Here is a 25,855-nt window from a genome sequence, read left to right as displayed (position 1 = left end):
TATGGCGGCATTTTCTTTGATCGGGCCAACAATTTTTTTAGTATCAGGTCAGTCTTTCAACCAATTCATTTTGACCTTGGGGCTGATTATTTTAGCTGTTGTTTTTGGTTTAACAGCGTTTATTTTTATTCGCATTTTTCTAAATTGGTTGCAGGTAAAATTCGAGAACTATCACCTCTTTAGACGCTCGCCCCTAAGAAACAATGGTCATTTAACCGCTAACATTGCACAACCGGAAAATGTTTTTTTAGAACCCCGATTTGTAGAAAGTGATGGAAATTTAACTGCTACTATTTTTGGAGGGAAAAGCGATATTTCAATAGCTTTTGAGCCGGAGACTATCTGCGAAAATTCAGCATCCGTTTCCTATCTCTACAAACCTATCGCCCTTTGGCACGGGCGCTTAATTTTGCCATCAAACGAACAGCGCCATCCTTACGGTACAGTTTTGTTGGAAGTAATAAATGCCCCAAAAAAATATAAAAATTTCATTGGCAAAACAGCATTTTTGAAGTGGAGTACAAATCGCGAAGTACAGTTTTTTGTCCATGCAGTCAGTCAAGATATAAACTTCACACAAGAAACTAAAAAAAGTCAAAAATCTGGCAATATCCATCCAGAGAGATTGAACGGCTGGCGAAATGTCGGCCCTTTAGAAACTCTAGCAGGTAGCCGACTAGAAGACAGCGTGACTGTGATGCTACGCAGGCCCGTGATTGCGATTAATTATAGCAGCAGCGATCGCCAGGAACTCACGATCGATCGCGAGCCAGTACAAATTATCGGACGTTTCTGCGCCTTAGTATCAATTTTACAGCGAAAAGAACCCGACAGCGACAAATTTATTGTTCGGCATTTCAACAAAACATCTCAACAATTTGACGGCGCCGCCGAAATTATTCGGATTCCACAAGTACAGCCAGACAAAAATGGCGTAGCGAGGTCTACCAATCACCTGATCGAACAATCGCCATTAAATCCAGACGGCTGGTATATTTACGGCGAAAGAGACGAAGACAGTATATTTGTAGTGCAGGCAATCGAACCCCGCAAAATTGCCCAATTAACACCAGATGAAACACATTTAGGACTGAAAAAATCTCTCGCTTATTTAAACAGTAAAAATTGGGAAAATACACCAGCCCAAAAAGGGCAAGTAAAAAGAGTATTGTTAACCCCGAATGATGGTATAGAAAACGCTTCCATCTCTCCTTGGCAAGAAGGAGATATCGGGATAGTGATTCACAGTTTCGGGGGTATCGGTGGCAAAAAAGGCGAACGGCCACCGCTGGGAATTGTCACCGGACATTTTGCTTTCGGAGTAGCAAAAGTGGTGCGCGATCGCTTTACCAGCGAACTGCGTTTTGACATAGAATACAAACAAGTTTACGCCCACAATCCCGACGGAATTGTCGCAGGTTCCAGCAAATGGCAAAGCTATATGGGAGACTTGCAGCGCGGCTGGTTGGGCGATCGCCCGGTTTGCGATATCATCTGTAAATTAGACTGCGTGTGTTGCGACTACGATTTTGACGGCATCACCTTGTCGCCTTTAACCGAATTAAACCAGCAACTAGATATCATGATGGCCCGCTACCGCAGCGGAGACGGCACCGGTGCAAGTTTAGTCACGCCAGCAACTTCTTGCGTCCAAGATTCAAGTCAGGCAATTTACGCGACAATTAAAAAAATTACTTCCGAAATAGAGTCAAATCCTCAGATTCAAGACTGGCTAAAAACACATCCTACCCACGCACAAACCCAAAGGTTTCACCAGCTAGTAGCATTAGGAGAGAGTTTAGAAAAAGTATTAATGCCCCTCGGTATTGTTCGTCCAGATTGGCGCAAAAATTCGAGATTAGCGGGGATTGATTCTGAACTGAAAAAAACCTTTTTTGTGGGTATAGCAAACCTGATAAAAGCTGCTATTAGTTACCGAACAATGTTGCCCAGGCGCACCCAAGATGAAATCGCCAAAGTTTTATTAAAACAGGGAGCATTTTTGTGGATAATTCGCACCAATCAAGTTGGGGGATTTGACCCAGATATTGAACCGATCGCACCAACAGGGCTTTGAATCATATCAAATCCGGGTTAGAAACCCCTTGATAAGAATCGGCGGTTAAAACCGATCCTACACAAACTTTCGTCCTAGCAGAGAGGGACTAAAGAATAAAAGGGGCATGAAAACGGGATTTTGTATCAGTCAACCGTCAACAGTCAACAATCAACCTTTACCAAGGACTGACTTGAACAGTGCCGTCTGGTGCCAAAACTACACGGAAATCAGCCAGCGCTTCCGCAGGTGGCCTGCTGCCAACCGGTTTGTAAAGCAACTCGGACAACGGCGTTTCGGATCTCTCGACTGCTGCCGAATTCTCCGACTTGTAACCGACAATCGCCCCGTCTTGGGCCACACTCACCCGATAAACCAACTCCGTATCAACCGGAGGCTGATTCTTCACAACTCCGTCAATTTGCTGAGCAACTTTGCCCCTCAAAAGCTCAATTTGCGCTGGATCGGTAATTGGCAAACTTGCTGCATCAGGGCTTGCCAAACCTTCAGCAACAGGACTGGGCGTGCTTTCCGGCGAAGTACTCGACTGCGGTGTGGCGCTAGGTGAAGCGTCCGGCTGCGGCGCAGGGCTCGGAGTCGGCGAAATCGACTCAGCGTTCGGAGTTGGAGTCCCAGGCAGCAAACCGCCCGCAGGGGGCGTGGGATTGGGATTCGGGGAACCAGATCCGCCCGGATTCGGCGTCCCCTGATTCTGGCCCGCGGGATTGGGCTGCGGCACCGGATCTCTCTGGCGCTGCACTTCGGGGACCGGTACCAAGAAAAATGCCATGGCCGCCAAAGCCAAACTCGACACCCCCACGACAGCAGGCAAACTGCGCTTTGCCAAAGGTTCGGCAGACTTCACGTAACGCCTGGAAATTGGGGTTAATTGCAGCGACAATTCCGGCAGCGTCTGCGTGTCTGCAAAAAACTGATCGATCGCCTCTACCAAGTCAAATAGCTGTACCGTCGTCAAATCTACTTTTGCCGACAGTTCTGTTTTTTGATCGATTTGGGTTGGGCTGCCTGTGGAAGCGGGTAGAACGGTCAATCGGTGTAAGTTCCCGTCAATTCTTTGTAACTGCACCATACCCAAATTCGGGCCGTAGCGATCGGGATAATGCACTCCGCTCATAAATTCTTGAGCGTAGCTGCTGACGGCCCTCACCAAGCTTTCAAAAAAATCTCGTCCCCCGCTTAGGGGCTCGCCAAGACCTGTAACATAGCATTCAGCGCTCATTAATATGGAAAGCACCGGCCGTATATCTAACTGGCTGGCTGCGGAACCATCGCTCAACCCTTCTAGAACCAGGGTGCAATTTGGCAGACTGTACTGACGCCTAATAGTCATTTTTTATTCAACTTCTCCATCAAACAGGCTAACCCAGAAGCGCTGCATTCCGGCTGTGCCTGTACAAAATAGCAGTTTGCTCAACAAGTTCAAAGCTAGTTCGTTGAGCTTGTCGTCAGAATCGTAAGCTGCAACTAGCGATCGCTTGGGGTTCATGCGCGATCTAAAGTGAGCTCGAAAGCGTTCTAAATACTCGGCCAGCGGCTGGTTCTGGTTGAGGGGGAGATTTCTCGATCGCAACTGCTGCGAGTCTAGCAGCAACTGCCGAATTGTGGCGGTTAACTTGCGCGCCATATTACAGGCGATCGCCACCAGCGCTTTTGCCTCCACAATGGTAAGGGAGCGGCGCTGGGTGTAGCGTCTTAGCGGGTTAGTATTCCGCATCAGCCAAAGGGCAACCCGATTTTTGATAATTGATTCCAATTCCAGTTCCTTTGACACGGCCAGCATTTCTTCAGCACCTCCGAGATACAAGGCTTCGATCGCCAGCAACATCAAGTCAATTTGTAATCTGGCTCGGCGGGGACATCCCCCATCGGAAGGCGACAAGTCTGGCAAACTGTCTAAAATTAACGGGTTTGACTGGGTAAGCGAAGTTTCTGACGGCATTAATATCACGGCAACATCCATTCCAAACAAACTATACGGGCACGGGGGGTCTTGAGCAAGACAAATTCTCAACCAAGAACTTCTCTGGGATACTTTATTTTTATCATTGACTTTTAGGTATATTTTCTAATTTAGCAGCAACCGACCGTCACAGGCGAGCTCCAGCGGGAGTTCATCGCCCATTCCCCCAACCCCGCCGCCACTTTGTGATTCCTTGCTTCATTAGGGGAGAAGGGGAGAGTCAGAAAGCCACAAAGAATTACCCATTTCCCATTGCTTATTTCCTATTGGGATCGATCAATGTTCCTGCTTCTGGGGTTTCGTGGCTGCTTCTCTTTGAGCCATAAAATCACTAGCCGCCGCCTTATCAGTTAGGCTAATTTTTCCCTTGAGGCTATCTTGCTCCACAATTGCGCGCATTTTAACAGAACTGTTTTGACCGGTTGCGGTGGAGTCGCTGCAACCAGCTAAATTAGCAACCGCACCCGACAAGTTCAATCCTTGAGTTTCCCACTTACCAAATAGAGAAGGTTTCTCTTCGGCGGTTTTTTCCCTGCCCTCCCTGCTGCCCGAGCGCAAATTACCGCTCAAATAAACACCCGATTGCTCGATTGTCAATACCAAAACATCAGAATTCAGACATTCGGGCAAACTGTTAGGATCGAAGCGATAATTTCCCGCAATTGCCGGAGCAGCCTTTAAATTTGCTTCCCCGTAAGCAGTTACTACTTTAAACAGCAGTGAAACTGAGCCGATCGCAATACCGTAAAATGCCAGCGATTTGAGGCTTAAATGATTCATCATCTTGGTAATTAATAATTGGGCATGGGCAAACAGGGCATTGGCCATTGGGCATTGGGCATTGGTACTAACTCACAAATAACCAATAACCAATAACTAATAGCAACTGCGAACAGTCAACCGTCAACAGTCAATCGTCAACAGTCAACCGACTACCTTTGAGGAAGTACCGACGCCAAGTGCGATCGCACTTTAACGTAGCAGCGCGCAATCAGTAGCGAAGAATGACACTGCACAGCCAATTCATCAGTATACTGTCCCAAAGTTTGGCGCTCAATTCCCCACTCCCGACTCGTACCCGCAATAGTCAAATCAGCATTAGCAGAAGCTGCCACCACTGCTTGAATTGGCTCAGCAGCCTCCACAATCGGAGTTTCAATGCGCGATCGTACATCAACCGGTAACTGATCCATCACTCGCTGAAACTCGTAACTCAGCTCGTTTCCAGCTTCCCCGTCAACCGCCACCCGCAGCACCGTCAAACGGCGATCCTCGCTATTAACTAACAGTCTCAGCGCCAATTCTAAACCCAAATCATCGTGAATGTTTGCTGCGTAAGGTACTAACAAGTTATTCAACGTTTCCCGACCTCTGTCAACAAAAATTGCTACATCCACTTTAGCGTTGCTGAGAATTTGGCCGACACGTCCTCCCAAACGGTTGCTGCTAAAAGTAGGTCTGTGCCATCCTACTAAAATCAAATCCGCGCGATCTATTGTCGCAATTTGTGCCGTCTCCCTCGCTACATCATTAGTAACCCGAATGATGGGATGTACGAATTTTTGTGCCTCCGGCAGTTCCAAACTCTCAATCAATTCTGATAATTTCGAGCGGCGCTCTTGAATAATGCGATCGGCTTCCGCCGGCGTACTTTCAAAAGCATAGTCATCATTTAATTCTATCAAACTCAGAGGATGAACCGCCGCCGACTTTAAATCATCACCACCCATACCAGCAGCCGGCTGCGCCAGCGCTACCGCTAGTCGCAGTAAACCTTTCTGCGTGCTGGGATTGGCAACCGGTACTAAAATTCGATAAGTTGGCAGCAATTTGTTAGCAGTTTCTTCGCTGCTTTCCGCGAATTCTGAACGTTCTAATTCTGAATCCTCAGAGTTAAACTCAGAAATATCTAACCTAATTAACCGTTTTGGATAAGTCCACTCCAACAGGGGTGAAGTCATAAAAGTTGTCACTAAAGCCATGATGACTAACATCGTAAATAGCAGCGGGGAAATGACACCCAAGGAAAGACCGATATTCAGCACAATTAGTTCAGTCAAACCGCGAGTATTCATCAGCCATCCCAAGGCTGAAGCTTCGCGGTTGTTGATGCCACAAACTTTGGCAGCAACGTAAGTGCCGACGTACTTGCCGACAATGGCTACTCCCAAAACTGCGGCGCACAGCAGCCACAATTCGGGACTGTTGAGCAAGCCGATTTGAGTCCGCAAGCCGCTGTAAGCAAAAAATATCGGCAGCAGAAATATTAGTACAAAGTCTTCGGTTTTTTCTGCTAATTCTCTGGTTAATCCCGCATTTTTCGGCATGGCAGCACCTAGCAAAAATGCACCAAAAATTAAATGAATGCCGATTAATTCAGTAATTAAGGCAGAAGCTACAACTCCCATGTAAATGCCGGAAAGAACTAATTGTGTTAATCTGCCAGTGCGGTTGTAGTGCTTGGAAAGCCGCTGCAAGAACCAGCGGACTACAGTCAGCATGAAACCGATGTAAATTAAAGACTCAATAATTGTCGGCAAAGCACCGATCATCGAATTAGTACGAGTAACTGCGATCGCCACTGCTAACAAACACCACGCCGTTACGTCATCTACCGCAGCGCAAGTCAGGGCCAGCGTCCCCAATTTTGTATTCTGCAAGTTGTGTTCTGTAATAATTCTTGCTAGCACCGGAAAGGCAGTAATTGACATTGCAGCGCCCAAAAATAGGGCAAAGGCTGTAAACGAAACGCTATTATTTGAAACGATGGGATACAGCAGCAGCGCTAGCAAGCTTCCTAGAGAAAACGGCACTAGAATGCTGACGTGGGAAGTTAAAATCGCTATATCTAAATTGCTTTTGAGATACTTTGGATTCAGTTCCAAACCAATCAAAAACATGAAAAATATTAGCCCCACCTCAGATAGCACGTTGAGGAAGGGAACGGCTTCGGCTGGAAAAAGTGCTGTTGCGGTGGCTGGTGCAACTAAGCCAAACAGAGAAGGCCCAAGCATAATTCCTGCTACAATTTCTCCAATGACTTGAGGTTGTTTGATCGCTCGAAATCCTAAACCTACAAGTCTCGAAAGTGCAATGACAATTAGAACTTCAAGCAGAACGAGAATGGGTATGGGCATGGCGTTTTTAGCTTTGGGATTTTTGCGGATAGAGAGGGCAGGCTAATAAAGTTGACTGGATTGCCGAGAAAAAAATGGATGCCGCCAGCTCGATCGAAGGTAGAAGGCACAAGAGGCGCACCAACAACGCCATTCTCTCACAAGCGAACAAAGGCTTTGGCAACCTCCCACCTAGATTTTTCGTTTTTAAGAAGCGCTTGCGAGTAACTCTAACCGCATCGTGCACACCCCACACCCAACCCTCCCATTAAATCTCACATCTGGCTGCCAAGCCAACCCTACGGATATCAGATTGTCAGAAAAAGTAGCGCGCGCTGTGATAAACTAGAAAAGTTGTTTAAATTCGCACATCCGGGTTTTCGGGTGTTTCGAGGGCGCAAACCTTCAGAAATACGACCGGGTGGAGGATTAACCCGAATCAGGAGTTAAAAATACAATGCCAGTAGTCAGTTTGGCTCAAATGTTAGAGTCAGGGGTTCACTTCGGACACCAAACCCGTCGGTGGAACCCTAAAATGTCTCCCTACATTTTTACAGAGCGCAACGGGGTTCACATCATTGACCTCGTGCAAACCGCTCAGCTTATGGAAGACGCCTACGAGTACATGAGAGTTGCCTCAGAAAAAGGCAAAAAGTTTTTGTTCGTGGGTACGAAGCGCCAAGCTGCAGGGATTGTAGCCCAAGAAGCTCAACGCTGCGGTGCTTATTACGTCAACCAGCGCTGGCTGGGGGGAATGCTCACCAACTGGACGACGATTAAGTCCCGCGTGGAGCGGCTCAAGGATTTGGAGCGCCGCGAGGAAATCGGCGCCCTCGATTTATTGCCGAAAAAAGAAGCTTCGGTACTGCGCCGAGAAATGGCAAAACTCCAGAAATATCTGGGCGGGATTAAATCTATGCGGAAGATTCCCGACGGAGTGGTTCTGGTAGACCAACGCCGCGAGTATAATGCGGTGTTGGAATGCCAAAAGTTGGGAATTCCGATCGTCTCTCTGTTGGATACCAACTGCGACCCGGATTTGGTTGACATTGCGATTCCGGCGAATGACGATGCTATTCGATCGATCAAGCTGATAGTCGGCAAGTTGGCTGATGCCATCTACGAAGGTCGTCACGGTCAGCAGGGCGGCGACTCTGAGGAAGACTACGACTACGACGGTGGTTACGAAGGCGCTGAATATGATGTCGAAATCGAAGAATTGGATGACCCCGATTATGTAGATCCCGACGACGCTGCTGAGGCCGAAGGCGAAGAAACCGAGAGCTAGTATTGCCCTCGGAATCTGACATCAGGAAATTAAAAATTAAAGATTGAAAATTAAAAATAATTATTATTTTTAGTTGGATATTTTTAATTTTTAATTGTACATAGCACGAGTCTAAGTCATTAGTAGAACTCTGGCAAAAGCATTCATTGTGTCAGGGTCAGAATTAATTCTGGCGCTACACCTACAAAGTCGATACTAATATCGACTGGGTATTTCTTCACTCTGGTCTAATCATTAACATTAAAATTAGTGACTGATGACTAATGACTGATGACTAATGACTAATAACTAATTTTGATTGGGAACTTAAAGAAGATGGCGGACATATCTGCAAAACTTGTTAAAGAACTGCGCGAAAAAACTGGCGCGGGCATGATGGACTGCAAAAAAGCCCTCGTTGAAAACGAAGGCAATATGGAAACATCCATTGAGTGGCTGCGGAAAAAAGGTCTGGCTTCGGCAGGTAAAAAAGGTGGACGAGTCGCTTCAGAAGGACTTGTAGGCAGCTACATTCACACCGGCGGTCGCGTGGGAGTGCTGGTGGAAGTTAACTGCGAAACAGATTTTGTGGCACGTCGCGAAGAATTCCAAAAGTTGGTGCGGGATATTGCGATGCAAATTGCAGCTTGCCCGAATGTGGAATACGTGAAAGTTGAAGATATCCCCGCCGAAGTTGTCGAAAGAGAAAAGGCAATTGAAATGGGCAAAGATGACTTGGGCAACAAGCCGGAAAACATCAAAGAAAAGATTGTTCAAGGGCGGATTGAGAAGCGCATGAAAGAGTTATCTTTGATGGATCAGCCTTTTATTAAAGATCAGAATATCTCCGTGGAAGAGTTGGTGAAACAAACGATCGCCCAAATTGGAGAAAATGTCCAAGTGCGCCGCTTCGTGCGTTTTGTCTTGGGCGAAGGCATTGAAAAGGTAGAAGCTAACTTTGCCGACGAAGTGGCAGCCCAAATGGGTGTTCAATAATCCCAAATTAAGATTAAAAATTAAAAATTAAAAATGTGAAAAATCAATTTTTTGCATTTTTAATTTTTAATTTTTACAGGACTTATGGACAAACTATATTTGTAGGGCGTGCAGTGGATACCTTACTACAGATAGCGTAAGGATTTAAAACTCGCGTAAGTCCTATTTTAATTTTATACGAGAGATATGGTGCGACCAAGAGAGCGAATAGAGCAAGATTTGGCAGGACTCGAAGAGTCTTTAGCAGCCTTGAAGTTGGAGTTTAGCAGTACCTACGAAGGTTATTTAACTGCGTTGGGACAAGCGGTGCGGCAGCAGTTAATTTTGGCTTGCTATCACCTTTGCACTCAATCAGTACCTGAGTCGTTTCTCAAGTTGTCCTTCGAGGGAAGGCAAAAAATGCAGCAGTCTGTAAGGGCTTTGGCTGCGGCGTCGGAGGAAAAATTGCGATCGCTGGTGACTGAATCAGAAGCAGAGGAAGAGGAAGAGGAAGAGGAAGAGGAAGAGGAAGAGGAAGAGGAAGACGACTTCGACAAAGACGAAGAGGAAGAAGAGGAAGACGAAGCAGGCGACAAGGAAGAAGACCAAAAGGAAAAAAACCAAGTTTCCGCAATTAACTATCTATTTTCATTGGCAAATTATCAATTGCCAAACGCCAATTCCCCTGAAAGTTTGGCACGGTGGCAAAATAGTATTGAAAAGTCGATCGTCCATATACTCAAGCTGCTTTCTCGCGACACCAACCGCTTGCTGCAACAGTCGGGAATCTTGCCGAGTCAATTGCCAGAACCGGTTCTAGAAGCTGCTTCTGGTGCTGAATCCTCCGGCGACAGCGTTGCCGGGCCGCCTAACTTATTAAACTTAATCATTGAAACCGATGCCTCATCAGCATCGCGAAAATTGGCAGAAACCTTTGGTAGTAGGGCGCTGCACATTACAGCGATTAAACTGCGACTATCGGAAATAGAGTTTGGCGATGCGGGAACCTCGGCTTGGCGCCAGCAAATTCGTAACCTGTCTGTAAAGTTGAACTCGCTGGGCCGCGATTACCAGAAAAAGCAGCGGGAACTCGCTGTGGTGGAGGCTGAGTCGGCTTGGCGATCGAGTTGGTTTGAAGATTAGTCAGTTGTCAATTGACACTTGTCAATTGACAAGTGTCAGTTGTCAGGTGTCTGGAATTCTTGAGCTATGATTAATAACTAATGACTAATGACTAATGACTAATGACTAATTATTAATAACTGATGACTAATAACTAATGACTGATGACTAATAACCAACCCGAATGGCAGCGATTGCAAAAAGCTCTTTCAGTAGAAGCCGATCGCGGATTTAACGACATCCAAGGCAGTCAATACCGCTTCAGCGAGTTTCTGGGCCTGAGTTTGAGACAACTTGCAGGTTCTGTGGCCGCTTCTTCGCGCGATCGAGCCAGACAACTAGCAGCTGAATTTGACATCTACCCTCAGAAAGATCTCGAACAGCGCCAACATTCGATCGCCATTACGGTCAGTTTTCTGAGGCAAATGGAGCAAGTTTGGGAACAAGAAACTCGCCACCAGCAAGAACTTGCACGACAAGTCAGACCCGCAAACGCTAACGCTTCTGAACCAACCGCCCCAGCACTTTCCGTTCCCCGAACAGCACCCCTGAGTACAGCACCCCCACCACCAAGCCTGACTCTCGACCAACAGTTAACCCGCGTCACCGGCATCGGCCCCGCCAACGGCAACCGCTTGGCAAAACTGGGTTTATACACTGTATATGACTTGCTTTATTACTATCCCCGCAACCACATCGACTATGCAAAGCAAGTACAAATTCGCGAGCTAGTAGCCGGGGAAACTGTCACTTTAATCGCCGAAGTAAAGCGCTGCAATTGCTTTTCTAGTCCGAAGAATAAGAAGTTAACCATATTAGAAGTAATTTTAAAAGACCGCACCGGAGAGATAAAAATTAGTCGTTTTTTTGCAGGTCCTCGCTACAGCAATCGCGGTTGGCAAGAATTCAAAAAGCGCGAGTATTGTACTGGTGCGGTGCTGGCAGCTTCCGGGTTGGTGAAGCAGGGTAAATATGGAATTACTTTAGAAAATCCTGAGTTAGAAGTATTAGACGACTCCGGCGGTGCGATCGAATCAATGAAAGTCGGCCGCCTGATACCAGTTTATCCGCTGACGGAAGGGGTGGATGCCGGTTCGGTGAGGCGATCGATTTTGGCTGCAATGCCGGCGGCGAAAATGTTGCCAGAATCCCTACCAGAGGATTTGCGCGAGCGTTACGGTTTAATGGGTTTAGCGGATGCTGTGACTAATATTCACTTTCCGCTCGATCGAGATTGTTTAGCCGCCGCCCGCCGCCGCTTAGTTTTTGACGAATTTTTCTACCTGCAATTAGGACTTTTAAAGCGCCGCCAAACCCAAAGGAAAGCTCAAGCTAGTGCAGTCATCCTTCCTACAGGCAAATTGATCGAACATTTTTATGAAATTTTGCCTTTTGCGTTGACTAATGCTCAAGAAAGAGTCATCAATGACATCCTCAACGATTTAGCTTCGCCCCAACCGATGAACAGATTAGTGCAAGGCGATGTCGGCGCTGGCAAAACCGTAGTAGCTGTCGTGGCAATGCTAGCAGCAATTCAATCCGGTTATCAAGCGGCTTTAATGGCACCGACAGAAGTTTTAGCAGAACAGCATTACCGCAAATTGGTAGGTTGGTTTAACTTGATGCACTTGTCTGTTGAACTGTTAACTGGTTCCACAAAAATAGCCAAGCGCCGAGAAATTCACAACCAGTTAGAAACCGGAGAATTGCCTGTTTTAGTGGGAACTCATGCGCTGATTCAAGATACGGTGAATTTCCATAAATTGGGTTTGGCGGTAATTGACGAACAACACAGATTCGGCGTGCAGCAGCGCGCTAAATTGCAGCAAAAAGGCGAAGCTCCCCACGTTTTGACGATGACGGCAACTCCCATTCCCCGGACGCTGGCGCTGACGCTGCATGGGGATTTAGATGTGAGTCAAATTGATGAACTCCCCCCTGGTAGGCAGGCAATTCAAACAACTGTACTGTCTGCCAAAGAACGCATTCAAGCTTACGATTTGATTCGGCGGGAAGTGGCGAGCGGGCGTCAAGTTTATGTGGTGCTGCCGCTGGTGGAGGAGTCGGAAAAGTTGGATGTGCGATCGGCAATTGAGGAACAAGAGAAACTGCAAAAAAGCGTATTCCCTGAGTTTAAGGTTGGTTTGCTGCACGGTAGAATGAGCAGTGCCGACAAAGACGAAGCAATTTCTAAGTTTCGGGACAAACAAACTGATATTTTAGTATCTACTACTGTGGTCGAAGTAGGAGTAGACGTGCCGAATGCCACGGTAATGCTGATTGAAAATTCTGAGCGTTTTGGACTGTCGCAACTGCACCAGTTGCGGGGTAGAGTCGGTCGGGGCAGCAACCGTTCTTATTGTTTGTTAATGCCCGGTTCCAAAACGGCGGAAGCTATGCAGAGAATGAAGGTTTTAGAACAATCTCAAGATGGCTTTTTTATTGCGGAAATGGACATGAGACTGCGCGGGCCTGGTCAGGTTTTGGGAACTCGGCAGTCTGGTTTGCCGGATTTTGCTTTGGCGAGTTTGGTGGAGGATCAGGAGGTTTTGGAGTTGGCGAGGGCGGCGGCTCAAATGGTAATTGAGAATGATGAAAGTTTGAATCAGTGGCCGGTGGTGCGGGATGAATTGGAGCGGAGATATCAGCGGATGATGAGTGGGTCGATTTTGACTTAGATAGTTTTGAACGCAGCAACGGGATTTTTAATAATATTTTGTAGTGGCGGGTTAAGCAAAGATATATCAAAGCCGCCAGTTTATTGCTGCACTCACCTGCCCTCCTCCCCATAGGGCGGTTTATTTGCACCTACTTCTTTAATGTCAGTAACGTCAGAAACTGGTTTTCTTCCCATAAACTCACGTAAAATCCTAGGTTTTTTGTCAGGAAACGCGGTTTATACTTTTTTGCTGAGACTGCTGCAAAATATCAGGTTGATCGAAACGTCAAAAACACGAATTTGTTGGAAACGAGTGCCTCAACCCCAACTACTTTAGGAGAGGATTTTGGCCTTAATCTACGCTATTTTGATAAGGAGCCAGGCTTGGGGTACTTATTCGACCAAGAATCCTTCGCAGGAATGACGAAGAAGTGTCAAAATTAAGATAGTTCTGCCAGAAACAGGGGAAAGGAAATCTAGCCTGTACTGGCGCCTAAGGCAACATTGATTCCTCGCTGGTTACGCTTGCAGGTGGTCGCCGACGGTTCGTCGCATTTAATCTCAACAGTAATTATGAAAGATCTCACTCGTTATCGAAATATCGGCATCTTCGCCCACGTAGATGCTGGCAAGACCACCACAACAGAAAGAATCCTGAAACTGACAGGTAAAATCCACAAAATTGGTGAAGTTCACGAAGGCGCGGCGACTACTGACTTCATGGAACAGGAGCAAGAGCGCGGTATTACGATTCAATCCGCTGCTACCACCTGCTTCTGGAACGACCATCAGCTCAACATCATTGATACTCCCGGACACGTCGATTTTACGATCGAAGTTTACCGTTCTTTGAAGGTTCTCGATGGTGGCATCGGTGTGTTCTGCGGTTCGGGTGGAGTTGAACCGCAATCGGAAACCAACTGGCGCTACGCTAACGATTCCAAAGTCGCTCGCGTCATCTACATCAACAAGCTCGATCGCACCGGTGCAGATTTTTACCGCGTTGTCCAGCAAGTCGATAAAATCCTTGGCGCTAAACCGATGGTAATGGTATTGCCCATCGGCATAGAAGAAAAGTTCTGCGGCGTAGTCGATTTGCTGACCCGCAAAGCCTGGATCTGGGATGACTCCGGCGATCCGATGAACTATCAAATTAAAGATGTCCCGGCCGATATGGTCGATGATGTCGAAACTTGGCGCGAAAAGTTAATCGAACTGGCAGTCGAGCAAGACGACACTGTGATGGAACAGTATCTCGAAGGCAACGAGCCGAGCCTCGACGACCTCAAGCGCTGCATTCGCAAAGGTACTCGCGATCGGGCATTTTTCCCCACTTACTGCGGCTCATCGTTTAAAAACAAAGGCGTGCAGTTGGTTCTCGATGCCGTAGTTGACTACCTGCCAAACCCGATGGAAGTCACACCGCAGCCAGAAGTCGATCTCGAGGGCGAGGAAACCGGCGAGTTTGCGATAGTCGATCCCAACAGGCCATTGCGGGCACTCGCGTTTAAGATCATGGACGATCGCTACGGTGCTTTAACATTCACGCGCCTGTACTCAGGTAAGTTGTCCAAGGGCGACACCGTACTTAACACCGCCACAGGCAAAACCGAGCGCATCAGCCGTTTGGTGGAAATGCACGCCAACTCTCGCGAAGAAATTGAATCCGCGCAAGCAGGGGACATTGTGGCGATCGTCGGCATGAAAAACGTCCGCACCGGACACACCATCTGCGACCCCAAAAATCCCGCAACCCTAGAGCCGATGGTATTCCCCGATCCCGTTATTTCGATTTCGGTCAAACCGAAACAAAAAGGCGGCGAAGAAAAAATGGGAGCAGCCCTCACCAAGATGGTGCAAGAAGACCCATCCTTCCACATGGTGACGGATCAAGAAAGCGGCGAAACGATTCTCAAGGGGATGGGCGAGTTACACCTCGACATCAAAGTAGACATTCTCAAGCGCACCCACGGGATCGAAGTAGAAGTCGGCGAACCACAGGTAGCCTACCGCGAGTCGATTACCAAGCGCCTCGAAGACGAATACACCCACAAAAAGCAATCAGGTGGTTCCGGTCAATTTGCCAAAATTGGCTATGTGATCGAGCCTGGTGAGGTTGGAAGCGGCTTCCAGTTTGAGTCGAAAGTGACTGGTGGTAGCGTGCCGAGAGAATATTGGCCAGCGGTCGAAAAAGGCTTTGAAAGCTGCATCGACAAAGGCGTCTTGGCCGGATTCCCCTGCTTGGACTTGAAATTCACCCTACTAGACGGCGGTTTCCACCCCGTTGACTCGTCAGCAATGGCTTTTGAAATTGCTGCCAAAGCGGCCTATCGGCAGTCTCTGCCTAAAGCGGCGCCTCAGTTGCTCGAACCGATTATGAATGTCGATGTATTCACTCCAGATGATTACATGGGCGACGTGATCGGCGACCTCAACCGCCGCCGGGGGATGATGAAATCTCAAGAAACAAGCCAGACAGGAGCACGGATCAAGGCAGATGTGCCGTTGAGCGAAATGTTTGGTTACATTAGCGATTTGCGTACTATGACCTCTGGGCGCGGACAGTTTTCAATGTCCTTCTCGCACTATGCTCCTTGTCCGAATAACATCGCTGAAGAAGTGATTAAGGCGGCAAAAGAGCGTCAAGCCGCGAAGTAGTAGTGCTTTTGACTCCCGGTAGGTGCTATCTGGAGTCAAACAGAACAATTAAATCCCCGACAACTTCTACGAAGTCGGGGATTTAATCTAGATAATAAGTACAGTGAGGTTCGACAAAAAAATATGATTGAGTCGATCGCAACACTTTCACTAACAGACTTCCTCGCTCAACCGGATATTGAATCCTCGCCTGCATGGGAATTTATTCTGGGACGAGCAGTTCAAAAAACTATGCCAACCCTTTTTCATTCGCGACTGCAACACAACTTGGTTAACTATATCAACGATCGGACTGATCGATTTGAAGCGATACCAGAGTTGCGTTGCTTGGTACTTCCCTACTCGCCAGTACCAGATATAGCGATTGTAGCAGGCGATCGGCTTACCGATGAAGACGGACCACTTAACGGCGCACCGGATTGGTTAATTGAAATTCTATCGCCGGATCAAAGCACTTTAAAATTGCAGAATAAGATCCTCCACTGCCTCATTAACGGCACGCAATTAGCATGGCTAATCGATCTCTCTCACCAACAAGTTTGGGTATGGCAGGGTGAGGAGCTACCTATAATCTGTTCGGGTGCAGATATTTTACCAGTTTTAGGTATTCTCCCGGAACTTACGGTTGATGCTGTGATGGCTATGATTCGCCGACAGTAGGCATTTTATTAGAAAACTGGGTTTAAAACCCCGTTGATAGTAATTAGGGTTTGCTGAATATAGCGCATATTGCGTGGTCTGGGTTTGCGATCGGCTTATTCAGCAAGCCCCACATATTAGATAGTAGAACCACGAGCAGACATCAACAACATCTTGATTTCTTCAAGACTAAATGGTGGTGAACGACGATGAATCATAGCGTGACAATTTGGGCAAACAGGACGCAAATCTTTTATAGGGTCAATTTCATACTCTTCTGCAATTTCTGAAAGGGGTTTTAGATGATGAACATGAATGAAACCTTTTCCTGGTTGTCCAAAAGTTTTGCCAAAATCGAAATCACAAATATAGCAACTTGAACCGTAATAATCAATACATTTTTGCCGAGCTTTAGGCTCTCGTTCATAAGCGTTGACTGAAACTTGCCGTACTGCCCCCTCACGAAATGTTTGTACTGCATCTACTTCATCAGGAAAGAATCTAGTAGTAGTTACAGATTCCTGAACCTGAAGCGGATTTTGCCAATCCCACAAACATTTTAGGTAGTCCTCAAAACGGTCTTCCTCACCAAGATACACATTTATTGCAGCACGAAAGATAGCAAAGAGTTCGACAAAGTTATCAATCACTGGCTGAGCTGCATCTAGGTCTTTAATAGGAAGAACTAGGGATGGACTCTGAATATAAGTACCTTTCCCATCTCGTTCAGGAACTAATTGCAGCTTGTTAATGAACTCCTCATACTCTAAATTTTCATCTTCTTTCGGTGCAATAGTTTCAGAGTAAACTTCATATTCACCCTGATCCAAAATCTGAGTAACATCTTTCAAATGCTTATTCAGGACTTGAACAATCGGATTCCCTTCTAGTCCTCTTAATCCAAAAAAGTTCACAAATAAACTATCAGAAGTACACTCAAATCTCTGTTGGAAATACCAAGTTCCTTTTATAGTCAAGCCAGCGCTTGCTATTTTGAATGGCTTGGTTTTCTTGGCTCCAGAGCGATGAGCTGGTGTAGTCGTTATTCGACAATCTGAGAGTACATCTGTGCCATAAACTTGGTGAATTTGGTCACAAGCTTGTTTAATGATTATTTTAAGCTTAGGAACAAGTAATTCTTTTAGCTTATCAGCACGCTCTCGATTGTCTTCGACTGAGAAGAGATATTGTTCAGCAGACCCTATCAGTGGCAAGTCAACGATTTGTGACAATCCGGTCTCCTCAACTGAATTCATATCTGCTCTCCGACATTACAAGTCCAACGAAAACTAATCGATATTTTAGCTTTTTTTCGACATATCCTGAAATAGGTCATGCTTCCCCGGCTCCTAAAACTTGTGCTGTGGTGAGTTTGAGCCTTGTAGGGTGCGTCAGTTAGAATACTTACTGGACAAGGGAAACGCTTATGGACTGACGCACCCTACTATCGTCTTTTAAATGCCGAACAGCTTATGACTCAAATAAATCCCGATCGCACTGCTGGTACAATTGCGATCGACGTTTGCGCTCAATCAAACGGGCAGTATCTTTGTCAGATTTCGTCATCTCTGAGCGATCGCCCTGATGATACCATGAATTTTTACGGACAAACGAAAGAACATGCGATCGCGATCGCCCTAGAAAATTTAGCATCTCGCTACCGCCAGCAAGCGGAAGACTCTCAAAATATAGATTGGGATGCGGTGGAAATTTCGGATTCGGGAGTGCCGATTGAAAAGCGTTATCACGTAATTTTGCACTACGAACGAATTGCTAAAGATGAATCTAAGTTTGAGGCAATGCACAATACAATGATGGGAAATACAGTAGTTGAAAATGCCAAAATTTCAATAATTGAGATAGATCCCGATATCGAAATCGAGGCCAGAGGGCTATCAAAATATTGAGCCCTCGGCACTTAGGTGCAGATGGGCATCTTACCCTACGCATCAACGCTCGAAACGTGAGTTTGAGGGGGCGATCGACTAGAAGCGATCGCATAATTTCAAATCCCCAAAATTTATTTTCTATTACTCCCCCGCAAAATCTGCCCTAAACTTCTCCACAACTCGATTCAACTCAACTGAATGAGAAGCTTTAAATAAAATGCGATCGCCCGGTGTGACAAACTCCATTAAATGCCTTGCTAAATCTTCGCGGGAATTCTCCCTCGCAATATCTTCTACCTCCACAAAAGGCAAACCCGCCGCACCTGCAGCCATCGCCGCCGCTTCCTCAAAATCAGCAAAAACAAACAAAGCATCCAGATTCAACTCTCGCGCGGCCCTTCCCACTTGTCGGTGAAATTCGATCGCCCTCTCGCCCAATTCCTTCATCGTTCCCAACACCGCAATCCGGCGCTTTCCAGGAGTATCTGCTAACAGTCTCAACGCCGCCAACATCGACTCCAAACCAGCATTGTAAGTCTCATCCAGAATCACAATATCCTGCGGCAAATCGTAGCAGCGCGCCCGTCCATCCGGTAACTGGACAGACAAACCTTGCTTTAAAACTTCCCAATCAATACCTAAAACTTTTCCTACCGCCAAAGCCGCCAAATAATTTAGAGCATTGTGCCGTCCCGGCAGCGGCAGCGGCAATTCTACACCTTCTACTAACATTGTATCATTATTGAGCAATTCTCCGCACAAATCCCCGCCTTCTAAACCATAGGTTAAAGTTTTTCCCTGCCAAACTTTTGCCGCAGTTGCGATTAATCTGTCACCATCGTGATTGAGAATAGCCATGCTATCAGCAGGCATTTCGGCTAACAGTTCGCACTTAGCTTGAGCGATCGCCTCTTCCGAACCCAATCGCCCAATATGCGCGGTTCCTACATTAGTAATTACCGCCACAGTAGGACGCGCCATTTGCGACAGCAGCGCTATTTCGCCACTCCCGCGCATTCCCATTTCAATTACAGCATAATTGTGGGAAGGTGAAAGCTCCAACAAAGTTTTTGGTACGCCAATTTCATTGTTGTAGTTATATTGAGTTTTAAGAACATTTCCCTTCGTTAACAAAACCGCCGCAATTAACTCTTTAACAGTAGTTTTACCTACAGAACCAGTAACAGCAACTATAGGTATACTGAATTGGTCGCGCCACCAACGGGCGATCGATTGGTAAGCTTTTAAAGTATCGTCCACGCGCAATAGCGGAAAATTAGGCAATTCCTCTTCCCAATCTCGATCGACAATTGCTGCTATCGCCCCCAAATCGTGAGCTTTTGCCACAAATTGATGGCCATCAAAAGTGTCTCCCCGCAGTGCCAAAAATACTTCACCCCCCTCAAGAGTGCGCGTATCTGTGGCAATACCTGTCCCCAAAATTGTCGAAACGCCCTCAGACACAGCAGGCAAAGGTACAGATAAAATTTCAGCAAGTTGGGCGATACTTACGCGACAAACCATAACCAGCACTCACATTTCAAATAATTATTTTCACAGCTAATTCTACCTCGCCCAACCTCAAATTTAACTAATAACGGGCTGCGGATCGGGATTGACCTTGAACATCCTAATACGAAATCGTCCGCCCACCAAGAAATTATCCCGTACCTACCCACAATCTTTACCAATACTTTACAAAGTAGATGGTGATTTAAGGCCTTGCTAATTACAAACAATTCATGTCATGCTGGTGTTGATAAATAGTTTAACTAAGCAAAAAATATCGATCGGCTTAAGCTGCTGACAGCTTCTACCCATAAGCCTCATCCGGCGAGAAGCTCGGTTGACTCAATTGTTGCGATTGATTGGCCAATTCATCAAGATAATAGGGCTGAAAGCTCCTACCTCAGCCTCGGAGGGTTAATCCACAGTGAACGACTACAACAGACAAAGCCACGAAGAAGAACAGCTACTTTACAAGCACTGGCTGGAGTTGGTACAACGAGAGCAGCCGGCTGAACTGATCGGCCGCTTTCGCACTTTGTTTATCCAAGGTACCGGATATCCCGATCGCTCGATCGCCGACGCACTTGAAAAAATAGCAGCCTCAAAACACGCCGAACAAGAATTCAAATACATCCTCAACCGCTGCTGCCACATCCTGATCAACCGTTGGCAAACATACCCCAGCAAGCAAGCAGCCATCCCTGAATTGATCGCTGTGTTTGAAGAAGCGCCCAAAATATTATTTGGATACAATCGATCGCGGGGGCGAGGCTCTATCCCCCAATTAGTAAATCAATTTACCGAAAGCGAACAGTACCTCACCCTCCAACGCTTAGCCAAAGTCATAACTCACAGCAATGAAGATAGCAGCAACAGCAAAACCCCTGCTACCCTTGCCCTCGGAACCTTAATTCCCCGTTACCCCTACCTCTACAAACACTGCCTCCTCAGCGACGACAGCACCTACGAACAGCAAAAAATCATTAAAAAAATCCAAGCTCAAAAGCAGCAGCAATTTGAGATCAATCTCTCACAATACGTCGCTCACCAAGTGAGAAAAACCCAAATAGCTCGTCGGGAAACCTCCCTTTCCTTCGGCAGAAATATACAAGTTATAAAAAATCCCACACTTTTGACCGACTCGGAACTATTCTTTGCCCTCAAGCAATTTGTCGGAAAAGTAGAAGGAGCCGATACCTACAGACAGCTAGCGGGCCGTTTCACGGCGAACGCCAGCACACATCAGTCCTACCGCTCCTTTAAAGACGACTTGTACGAATACCTGATTTCTTCTGTCACCGATGAGCGCTACGGCAAACGTCTCTTTAACGAAAAATTGTATAAGCAACTACAAAACACCCTGCCCCACAGCGACGATCAGAAGTTTAACGAATTTTTAATGATCAGAACTTGCAGCCAGTTATTGAACTTTTTAGTAGTGGAGAGTACTGTGCGGCCCAACCACTTTGTCTTCATCGACCTAATCTCAAACCTCGGACCCACCCAAACCACAGGTTTACTGCTGAAAATCGTACTAATTTGTGGCAAAGTCAAGCCCTACCTAGAGAAGCGACTGGCAATTTTGTTCGGTCACTACGAATGCAGTACCCGAGAAGGCGTGGTGTGGTTAGTCAAAGCCCTGGAAAACGTAAACCTAGCTTTGACTACCAACTTTGGCAAGGTGGATGTATCTTTCCTGCGGTGAGAGGGCGCGACATAACTTCTCTGCTTCCACAGCAGGCAAAACATCACACCGATCGAGCAGGTTTCTGAATACCCTAAAAGTTTTACATTATAATCAGAACGACTTAATTAACTCCTGAAAACTACTCAAAAGACGTTATTCTATGTTAAAGTACCTAGTGTGAATCAGATTCAGTTGCAGGCTTTGTTCATTGCTACAGAATTGTCTAAAAACTTGCCCTTCTGTATCGGCAGGGGACTCTCCGAAACTGAAATCTTCGCACTGTCTAAATTTTGGAGTTATTCCTCATGTCGATATACGTCGGTAACTTATCCTACCAAGTTACCCAAGAAGACATCACCACCGTCTTCGCCGAATACGGAACCGTTAAGCGAGTACATCTACCTACCGACAGAGAAACCAGTCGCCCCCGCGGCTTTGGTTTTGTAGAAATGTCCACAGATGCAGAAGAAGATGCAGCCATTAGTGCTCTCGACGGAGCAGAGTGGATGGGTCGCGATCTCAAAGTTAACAAAGCTAAGCCCCGCGAAGATGAAGGTGGCCGGGGCGGCGGCAACCGGGGCGGCGGCCCTGGCAAATTTGGTCGCGCAGGAGGAGGCGGAGGAGGACGTTATTAATTTCCTCGGATAAAGATTTGAGATTGGAGAGTTGAAATTGGTGCGAGAGATCACCTAGCTCCGAACCACTTCCGGCCGTTCCGAAAAACCTATGCTCTTCAAGTTTCCATATCTACCGCATTAAATATACCAAAAAGCCAAGGGCCTAACCCTTGGCTTTTTGGTATGAGAGTTTACGGTATGATACTGAAATCGGCTGGGCGAATTCGTTGCAGTACCGTCAGGTTTTAATCGTCAGGTTCGATGCTGCTGCTCAATCCGTGATTGTTGAGGGTTTCAGCGTAAAACTCAGCGTGTTCGAGAGCGCAAACAATCACCAATCCCATCCCGTTAGTATGGGCTTCCATCATCACATTTACCGCCTGCGGCTGAGTCAGACTCGGTACCGTCGCCATCAAAGTCTGCACCACGTACTCCATAGGATTGAAATCATCATTGTGCAGCAGAACGCGGTAGCGCGGTGCAAGCTTGCGGACTGTGGAAGGCTTTTGAATAATTTCGACAGACACTAATCTATACCTCCTGACTTGTAAAATGTTAAAATTTGTCAACAATCTTGAGCCGGATTCCTCCGCTGTGCAAGACTATCTCACTTTCAGCTATTTTATTGAAATCTGAAAATTCAGACAAGGCAGCCCCTTGGTCGATCGCGAGCTGTGAACCCAACACCAAACCCACAGGAGGTGTCCTGGGCCCTCCGCAACCACCTTCCTAGCGCCATAATATTAGAAAGGCGAGATCGGTTAAAAATAACAAACTACTACCTGTTGAGTCTCCAGAACTGAGGGAACCTTATATGAAACGCAAACCTAAATCCTACAACGACAGATTCAGCGGCGACCCATCCCGAGGAGATGAAGACTCCGACTACCCCGGCTCCATGGGCGGACAGTCGCGGCGTCAACCTCAGTCCGGCAAACCCTCTTTCCTCAATTCCGCCACCCTAGGAATCTTAACAGCCGTCTTTATTCTGGGAATTGGGATTGGCATTGCCTTTAGCTCCACAGCTACAATTAGCCCAGAGAACGTAGCCTCCCGTGAATTTATCGATCGCAGTGCCCCGAACCCAGAACTTTGCGTGCAGTTTGGAGCAAGCGCGATGGTGACAGATATGCGCCTCTACGTCACCCTCAACCCTTTCAACGTCTACATCTCGCAGCCGAGTATGCGCCCCGGATGCGTCCTGCGAACCAATAACTGGGCAATTCTGGAACAAAGAAAACTCATCAGCCAAGACCAAGTGCGCGATTGTAAAAATCGCATGAACACCTTTGGCTTCACCGGCCCCCTAGAAGCTCAACCCGAAATTAACTGTATCTACCAAAACGACGGCGCTAAAAACCTGTTCCTCAACCAACCGGGTTCGATAGCTCCAACCACTGAAGGTCAAAATTTCTAAATCCCGATATAGCGGTTTTGATTTGAGTGAACTACAGAAATAAAGTAGGGACTTAGGCTAAGCCTAAGTCCCTACTTTATTTCAGAGAATGGAAAACTGCTCTAAGTAAATTTTGAACGAAGAGGTTCGAGAGAAGAAGAAAGTCTTCCTTCTTCCTTCTTCCTTCTTCCTTCAAAAACCGAACTGGGGGAAATCTTCGGTTAACTGAACGTGCAAAATTTGGCCGGGTTGAATCGTAGCAGGTTGAGGAGCCGCGACGTAAGTCGTAGCAACACCACCGGCTGCTCCCGCCAACAAACCGATACCGGAAAAGCCGCTCAGCAAGAACAAAGCTAAGCCACCAATACCAGTATTTCGCAACAAACTGCGATCGGAAGGCTGAGCCCGCCGACCTTCCACGGGTTCCGAGCGAGCCACCAGAGGGATATTGCGGCCGTTGAGACTAATAGCTTCCACTACAAATCGACTGCCGAGGTTAGTCGTTTCAAATCGACCGATGACCGGTGTATTAGCAGGTACGATCGTATTGCCAAGACTGTCGAGAATTCCCCCTTGCAGCAGCAGCACTTCCTCTCGGCTGGGCTTCGCACGGGCAAGGCGCAAAGCCCGATCGCCGGGGTAGAGCAAACTGAGTTCCGTTCCCGCCGGCAACAAAACATTCGCCCCAGTTGCCGCCTGCAAAGGAGCATTTGATCGGCCGCGAGGAAGTGGTTCACCAAAAGTAAGCGTGCGCTGTTGGGGTGCAGCAACAGCCGTTATTTGAGGGGCTAGGCGGGGTACAGCAGCAGCTTGTACCCCACGGCGTTCGTCAAGGCGAACATTAACTAAAGGCACTGTTATCGGCCGGATTTGGTCATTTGAACTAGACCGCTGCGAAAAATTTGAACCGGGATTTGGGGAAGTAGGAGGCTCAGGTCGATCGAGCTCTGTGGCAGCAGTTGAGTTGGAATCTGTCGGTGGCTGGTTTTGCGGTACTTGCATTGCAGGCTGGGGTTGAGTTTCGGAAGTTTCCATAATTGGAGTCGGTTCGATCGAAGGACGCAACACCCAGTGATTTTCTACCCCTATTCTTTGGAACTGAACTTTCCCTGCGCTGAAACCGACTCCAGGAGCCAAATTGACCAGAATTCTCGCCGTTCCCGGTTGAAGTTGACTTACCCCCACAGAACGCACTCTGCCTTGTGGGTATAGCTGAGTTGCATCTACTCCGAGCTCAGTATTGGGTAAATCCACAGCAATCTGAGACGGGTTGAGTAGAGAATATGTAGGGGTTGTTCCCTCTGGAAGAGTAATTTCTAACTGATTCGTCGCCGGATCGAATTTCCAACTTGTTACTGTAGAAGCATTTGCTGGTTCTAGTGTTACCGGCACTGTCGCAACTGCGGCAACGACTGCTAGACTCAGACTCAGTGACTCGATCGCCAACAATCCGGGTGCTAGAGAATTAACAGTCAATTTTTGTAAGTATTCCCCAAATCGGGTGAATAATTTTTTGTATGGCATGGCGGCTAAGTGAAATTTTTGATCTGAAATAGATTATGGATGGGAAAATTGTGCCTTCGGATGACGCTGAAAGTTTAGCATTATGGCGATATGAAAAATTTAACTAAATGGAAATTATTGCGATCGCACTTCGTTCTTAAAAACAAGTGGTGTCAGGTTAGACAAGATGAAATAGAATTGCCAAACGGACAAATTATAGACGACTTTTTTGTTAATGTCCGACCCAATATCGCCCTAATATTTGCCACGACAGAGCAGCAAGAACTTGTATTAGTGCGCCAATACAGGCACGGAGCAGGCGAAATTTTGCTGGAACTGCCTGCTGGATCTTTCAACCCTGCTGAAGAGAGCGGTAAATCGGCAGCCGCCAGAGAACTTGCCGAAGAAACGGGATATGTTGCTGAAGAAATTTTGGAACTAGCAACCTTATATGATAACCCTGTAAAAGACACCAATTCTATCTACCTATACTTTGCTAAAAATGTCAAGCTTGCCAGCAAAATTCAATTAGATATTACCGAAGATATTGAAGTAGTTTTAGTCCCAATTACCGAAGTTTTGGTAAAAATAAAAAACAGAGAAATTTGTGTATCAGGAAGCATCGCAGCTATTTTTTTAGGATTAGAATTTTTGAATAAACAGCGCTAAGGTGCTGTGTGAATAGAACCTTACACGCTGTTTATTGCGCTTTGATCTTAACTCGAAAGAGTGAGAAAATCGAGAGAAGTAATAGTATGATCAGCGCCAAAAACCTGAGCCA

At 46.8% G+C, this 25,855-nt stretch carries 20 protein-coding genes; 12 read left to right on the top strand and 8 right to left on the bottom strand.

Annotated features, from left to right (window positions below; all coding sequences use genetic code 11):
* The first annotated feature begins 1 nt into the window (after position 1).
* Positions 2-2,077 carry an abortive infection protein gene (locus QUA53_RS24350; RefSeq protein ID WP_333100246.1) on the top strand — a complete coding sequence of 692 codons (2,076 nt, stop codon included), beginning with the start codon at positions 2-4 and terminating at the stop codon, positions 2,075-2,077.
* A gap of 157 nt (positions 2,078-2,234) precedes the next feature.
* Here QUA53_RS24350 and QUA53_RS24345 read toward each other — a convergent pair whose 3' ends face one another.
* From QUA53_RS24345 to QUA53_RS24330, 4 genes are all read right to left on the bottom strand, one after another.
* On the bottom strand, positions 2,235-3,407 hold the full coding sequence (locus QUA53_RS24345; RefSeq protein ID WP_333100245.1) for a DUF4335 domain-containing protein: 1,173 nt from the start codon (positions 3,405-3,407) through the stop codon (positions 2,235-2,237).
* A 3-nt stretch (positions 3,408-3,410) separates the two neighbouring features.
* Positions 3,411-4,037 carry a DUF3038 domain-containing protein gene (locus QUA53_RS24340; protein WP_333100244.1) on the bottom strand — a complete coding sequence of 209 codons (627 nt, stop codon included), beginning with the start codon at positions 4,035-4,037 and terminating at the stop codon, positions 3,411-3,413.
* A 276-nt stretch (positions 4,038-4,313) separates the two neighbouring features.
* Positions 4,314-4,865, bottom strand: a complete 552-nt coding sequence (locus QUA53_RS24335; RefSeq protein WP_333100243.1) for a hypothetical protein — start codon at positions 4,863-4,865, stop codon at positions 4,314-4,316.
* Positions 4,866-4,969: 104 nt separating this feature from the next.
* Positions 4,970-7,174, bottom strand: a complete 2,205-nt coding sequence (locus tag QUA53_RS24330; RefSeq protein WP_333100242.1) for a cation:proton antiporter domain-containing protein — start codon at positions 7,172-7,174, stop codon at positions 4,970-4,972.
* A 436-nt stretch (positions 7,175-7,610) separates the two neighbouring features.
* Here QUA53_RS24330 and rpsB point away from each other — a divergent pair, with 436 nt between their 5' ends.
* The 6 genes from rpsB to QUA53_RS24300 all read left to right on the top strand — a co-directional run bounded on the left by rpsB (position 7,611) and on the right by QUA53_RS24300 (position 16,494).
* Positions 7,611-8,441, top strand: a complete 831-nt coding sequence (rpsB, locus tag QUA53_RS24325; protein WP_172187021.1) for a 30S ribosomal protein S2 — start codon at positions 7,611-7,613, stop codon at positions 8,439-8,441.
* 315 nt (positions 8,442-8,756) lie between these two features.
* Positions 8,757-9,416: a translation elongation factor Ts gene (tsf, locus tag QUA53_RS24320; protein ID WP_333061561.1), complete on the top strand. Its 660-nt coding sequence runs from the start codon at positions 8,757-8,759 to the stop codon at positions 9,414-9,416.
* 186 nt (positions 9,417-9,602) lie between these two features.
* A complete protein-coding gene (locus tag QUA53_RS24315) occupies positions 9,603-10,538 on the top strand; it encodes a hypothetical protein (protein ID WP_333100241.1) in 936 nt (311 codons plus the stop codon).
* 143 nt (positions 10,539-10,681) lie between these two features.
* Entirely contained in the window at positions 10,682-13,195 is a 2,514-nt protein-coding gene (gene recG / locus QUA53_RS24310; RefSeq protein WP_333100240.1) for an ATP-dependent DNA helicase RecG, read from the top strand.
* A 554-nt stretch (positions 13,196-13,749) separates the two neighbouring features.
* Complete coding sequence (gene fusA / locus QUA53_RS24305) at positions 13,750-15,834, top strand: elongation factor G (protein ID WP_333100239.1); 2,085 nt, start codon at positions 13,750-13,752, stop codon at positions 15,832-15,834.
* 123 nt (positions 15,835-15,957) lie between these two features.
* The gene (locus QUA53_RS24300) at positions 15,958-16,494 is read left to right on the top strand and encodes a Uma2 family endonuclease (RefSeq protein WP_333100238.1); all 537 of its coding nucleotides are present in this window, start codon (positions 15,958-15,960) and stop codon (positions 16,492-16,494) included.
* A gap of 116 nt (positions 16,495-16,610) precedes the next feature.
* Here the strand turns inward: QUA53_RS24300 and QUA53_RS24295 are convergent, their stop codons facing one another.
* Positions 16,611-17,729 (bottom strand): HNH endonuclease, encoded by a 1,119-nt coding sequence (locus tag QUA53_RS24295; protein WP_333100236.1) that lies wholly within the window; start codon positions 17,727-17,729, stop codon positions 16,611-16,613.
* 216 nt (positions 17,730-17,945) lie between these two features.
* Here QUA53_RS24295 and QUA53_RS24290 point away from each other — a divergent pair, with 216 nt between their 5' ends.
* Positions 17,946-18,380 carry a hypothetical protein gene (locus QUA53_RS24290; RefSeq protein WP_333100235.1) on the top strand — a complete coding sequence of 145 codons (435 nt, stop codon included), beginning with the start codon at positions 17,946-17,948 and terminating at the stop codon, positions 18,378-18,380.
* A gap of 123 nt (positions 18,381-18,503) precedes the next feature.
* Here QUA53_RS24290 and QUA53_RS24285 read toward each other — a convergent pair whose 3' ends face one another.
* Positions 18,504-19,886 carry a UDP-N-acetylmuramoyl-tripeptide--D-alanyl-D-alanine ligase gene (locus QUA53_RS24285; protein ID WP_333100233.1) on the bottom strand — a complete coding sequence of 461 codons (1,383 nt, stop codon included), beginning with the start codon at positions 19,884-19,886 and terminating at the stop codon, positions 18,504-18,506.
* Positions 19,887-20,295: 409 nt separating this feature from the next.
* Here QUA53_RS24285 and QUA53_RS24280 point away from each other — a divergent pair, with 409 nt between their 5' ends.
* Positions 20,296-21,576 (top strand): hypothetical protein, encoded by a 1,281-nt coding sequence (locus QUA53_RS24280; protein ID WP_333100232.1) that lies wholly within the window; start codon positions 20,296-20,298, stop codon positions 21,574-21,576.
* 287 nt (positions 21,577-21,863) lie between these two features.
* A complete protein-coding gene (locus QUA53_RS24275; protein WP_333072609.1) occupies positions 21,864-22,193 on the top strand; it encodes an RNA-binding protein in 330 nt (109 codons plus the stop codon).
* Between the two features lie 227 nt (positions 22,194-22,420).
* Here the strand turns inward: QUA53_RS24275 and clpS are convergent, their stop codons facing one another.
* Entirely contained in the window at positions 22,421-22,702 is a 282-nt protein-coding gene (gene clpS, locus QUA53_RS24270) for an ATP-dependent Clp protease adapter ClpS (protein WP_015178019.1), read from the bottom strand.
* A gap of 287 nt (positions 22,703-22,989) precedes the next feature.
* Here clpS and QUA53_RS24265 point away from each other — a divergent pair, with 287 nt between their 5' ends.
* Positions 22,990-23,592 (top strand): DUF3172 domain-containing protein, encoded by a 603-nt coding sequence (locus tag QUA53_RS24265; protein ID WP_333035210.1) that lies wholly within the window; start codon positions 22,990-22,992, stop codon positions 23,590-23,592.
* Positions 23,593-23,763: 171 nt separating this feature from the next.
* Here QUA53_RS24265 and QUA53_RS24260 read toward each other — a convergent pair whose 3' ends face one another.
* Positions 23,764-25,095, bottom strand: a complete 1,332-nt coding sequence (locus QUA53_RS24260; RefSeq protein WP_333100231.1) for an AMIN domain-containing protein — start codon at positions 25,093-25,095, stop codon at positions 23,764-23,766.
* 90 nt (positions 25,096-25,185) lie between these two features.
* On the opposite strand from QUA53_RS24260, the gene QUA53_RS24255 reads away from it, so the two are divergent.
* Positions 25,186-25,743, top strand: coding sequence for an NUDIX hydrolase (locus QUA53_RS24255; protein ID WP_333100229.1), 558 nt, complete (start codon positions 25,186-25,188; stop codon positions 25,741-25,743).
* The last annotated feature ends 112 nt before the right edge of the window (positions 25,744-25,855 follow it).

The sequence above is a fragment of the Microcoleus sp. Pol12B3 genome (assembly GCF_036701355.1).
Classification (GTDB): Bacteria; Cyanobacteriota; Cyanobacteriia; order Cyanobacteriales; family Microcoleaceae; genus Microcoleus.
This window is presented reverse-complemented; position numbering and strand designations above follow the sequence as displayed.

Bases quoted from the DNA above. Each gene is read 5' to 3' on its own strand.
- tsf (WP_333061561.1), top strand. From the start codon at position 8,757: ATGGCGGACATATCTGCAAAACTTGTTAAAGAACTGCGCGAAAAAACT.
- QUA53_RS24265 (WP_333035210.1), top strand. From the start codon at position 22,990: ATGAAACGCAAACCTAAATCCTACAACGACAGATTCAGCGGCGACCCA.
- QUA53_RS24290 (WP_333100235.1), top strand. From the start codon at position 17,946: ATGACTCAAATAAATCCCGATCGCACTGCTGGTACAATTGCGATCGAC.
- QUA53_RS24315 (WP_333100241.1), top strand. From the start codon at position 9,603: ATGGTGCGACCAAGAGAGCGAATAGAGCAAGATTTGGCAGGACTCGAA.
- QUA53_RS24275 (WP_333072609.1), top strand. From the start codon at position 21,864: ATGTCGATATACGTCGGTAACTTATCCTACCAAGTTACCCAAGAAGAC.
- rpsB (WP_172187021.1), top strand. From the start codon at position 7,611: ATGCCAGTAGTCAGTTTGGCTCAAATGTTAGAGTCAGGGGTTCACTTC.
- QUA53_RS24340 (WP_333100244.1), bottom strand. From the start codon at position 4,037: ATGGATGTTGCCGTGATATTAATGCCGTCAGAAACTTCGCTTACCCAG.
- QUA53_RS24295 (WP_333100236.1), bottom strand. From the start codon at position 17,729: ATGAATTCAGTTGAGGAGACCGGATTGTCACAAATCGTTGACTTGCCA.
- QUA53_RS24260 (WP_333100231.1), bottom strand. From the start codon at position 25,095: ATGCCATACAAAAAATTATTCACCCGATTTGGGGAATACTTACAAAAA.
- QUA53_RS24255 (WP_333100229.1), top strand. From the start codon at position 25,186: ATGAAAAATTTAACTAAATGGAAATTATTGCGATCGCACTTCGTTCTT.
- QUA53_RS24330 (WP_333100242.1), bottom strand. From the start codon at position 7,174: ATGCCCATACCCATTCTCGTTCTGCTTGAAGTTCTAATTGTCATTGCA.
- recG (WP_333100240.1), top strand. From the start codon at position 10,682: ATGACTAATAACCAACCCGAATGGCAGCGATTGCAAAAAGCTCTTTCA.
- QUA53_RS24285 (WP_333100233.1), bottom strand. From the start codon at position 19,886: ATGGTTTGTCGCGTAAGTATCGCCCAACTTGCTGAAATTTTATCTGTA.
- QUA53_RS24350 (WP_333100246.1), top strand. From the start codon at position 2: ATGGCGGCATTTTCTTTGATCGGGCCAACAATTTTTTTAGTATCAGGT.
- fusA (WP_333100239.1), top strand. From the start codon at position 13,750: ATGAAAGATCTCACTCGTTATCGAAATATCGGCATCTTCGCCCACGTA.
- QUA53_RS24335 (WP_333100243.1), bottom strand. From the start codon at position 4,865: ATGGCCAATGCCCTGTTTGCCCATGCCCAATTATTAATTACCAAGATG.
- QUA53_RS24300 (WP_333100238.1), top strand. From the start codon at position 15,958: ATGATTGAGTCGATCGCAACACTTTCACTAACAGACTTCCTCGCTCAA.
- QUA53_RS24345 (WP_333100245.1), bottom strand. From the start codon at position 3,407: ATGACTATTAGGCGTCAGTACAGTCTGCCAAATTGCACCCTGGTTCTA.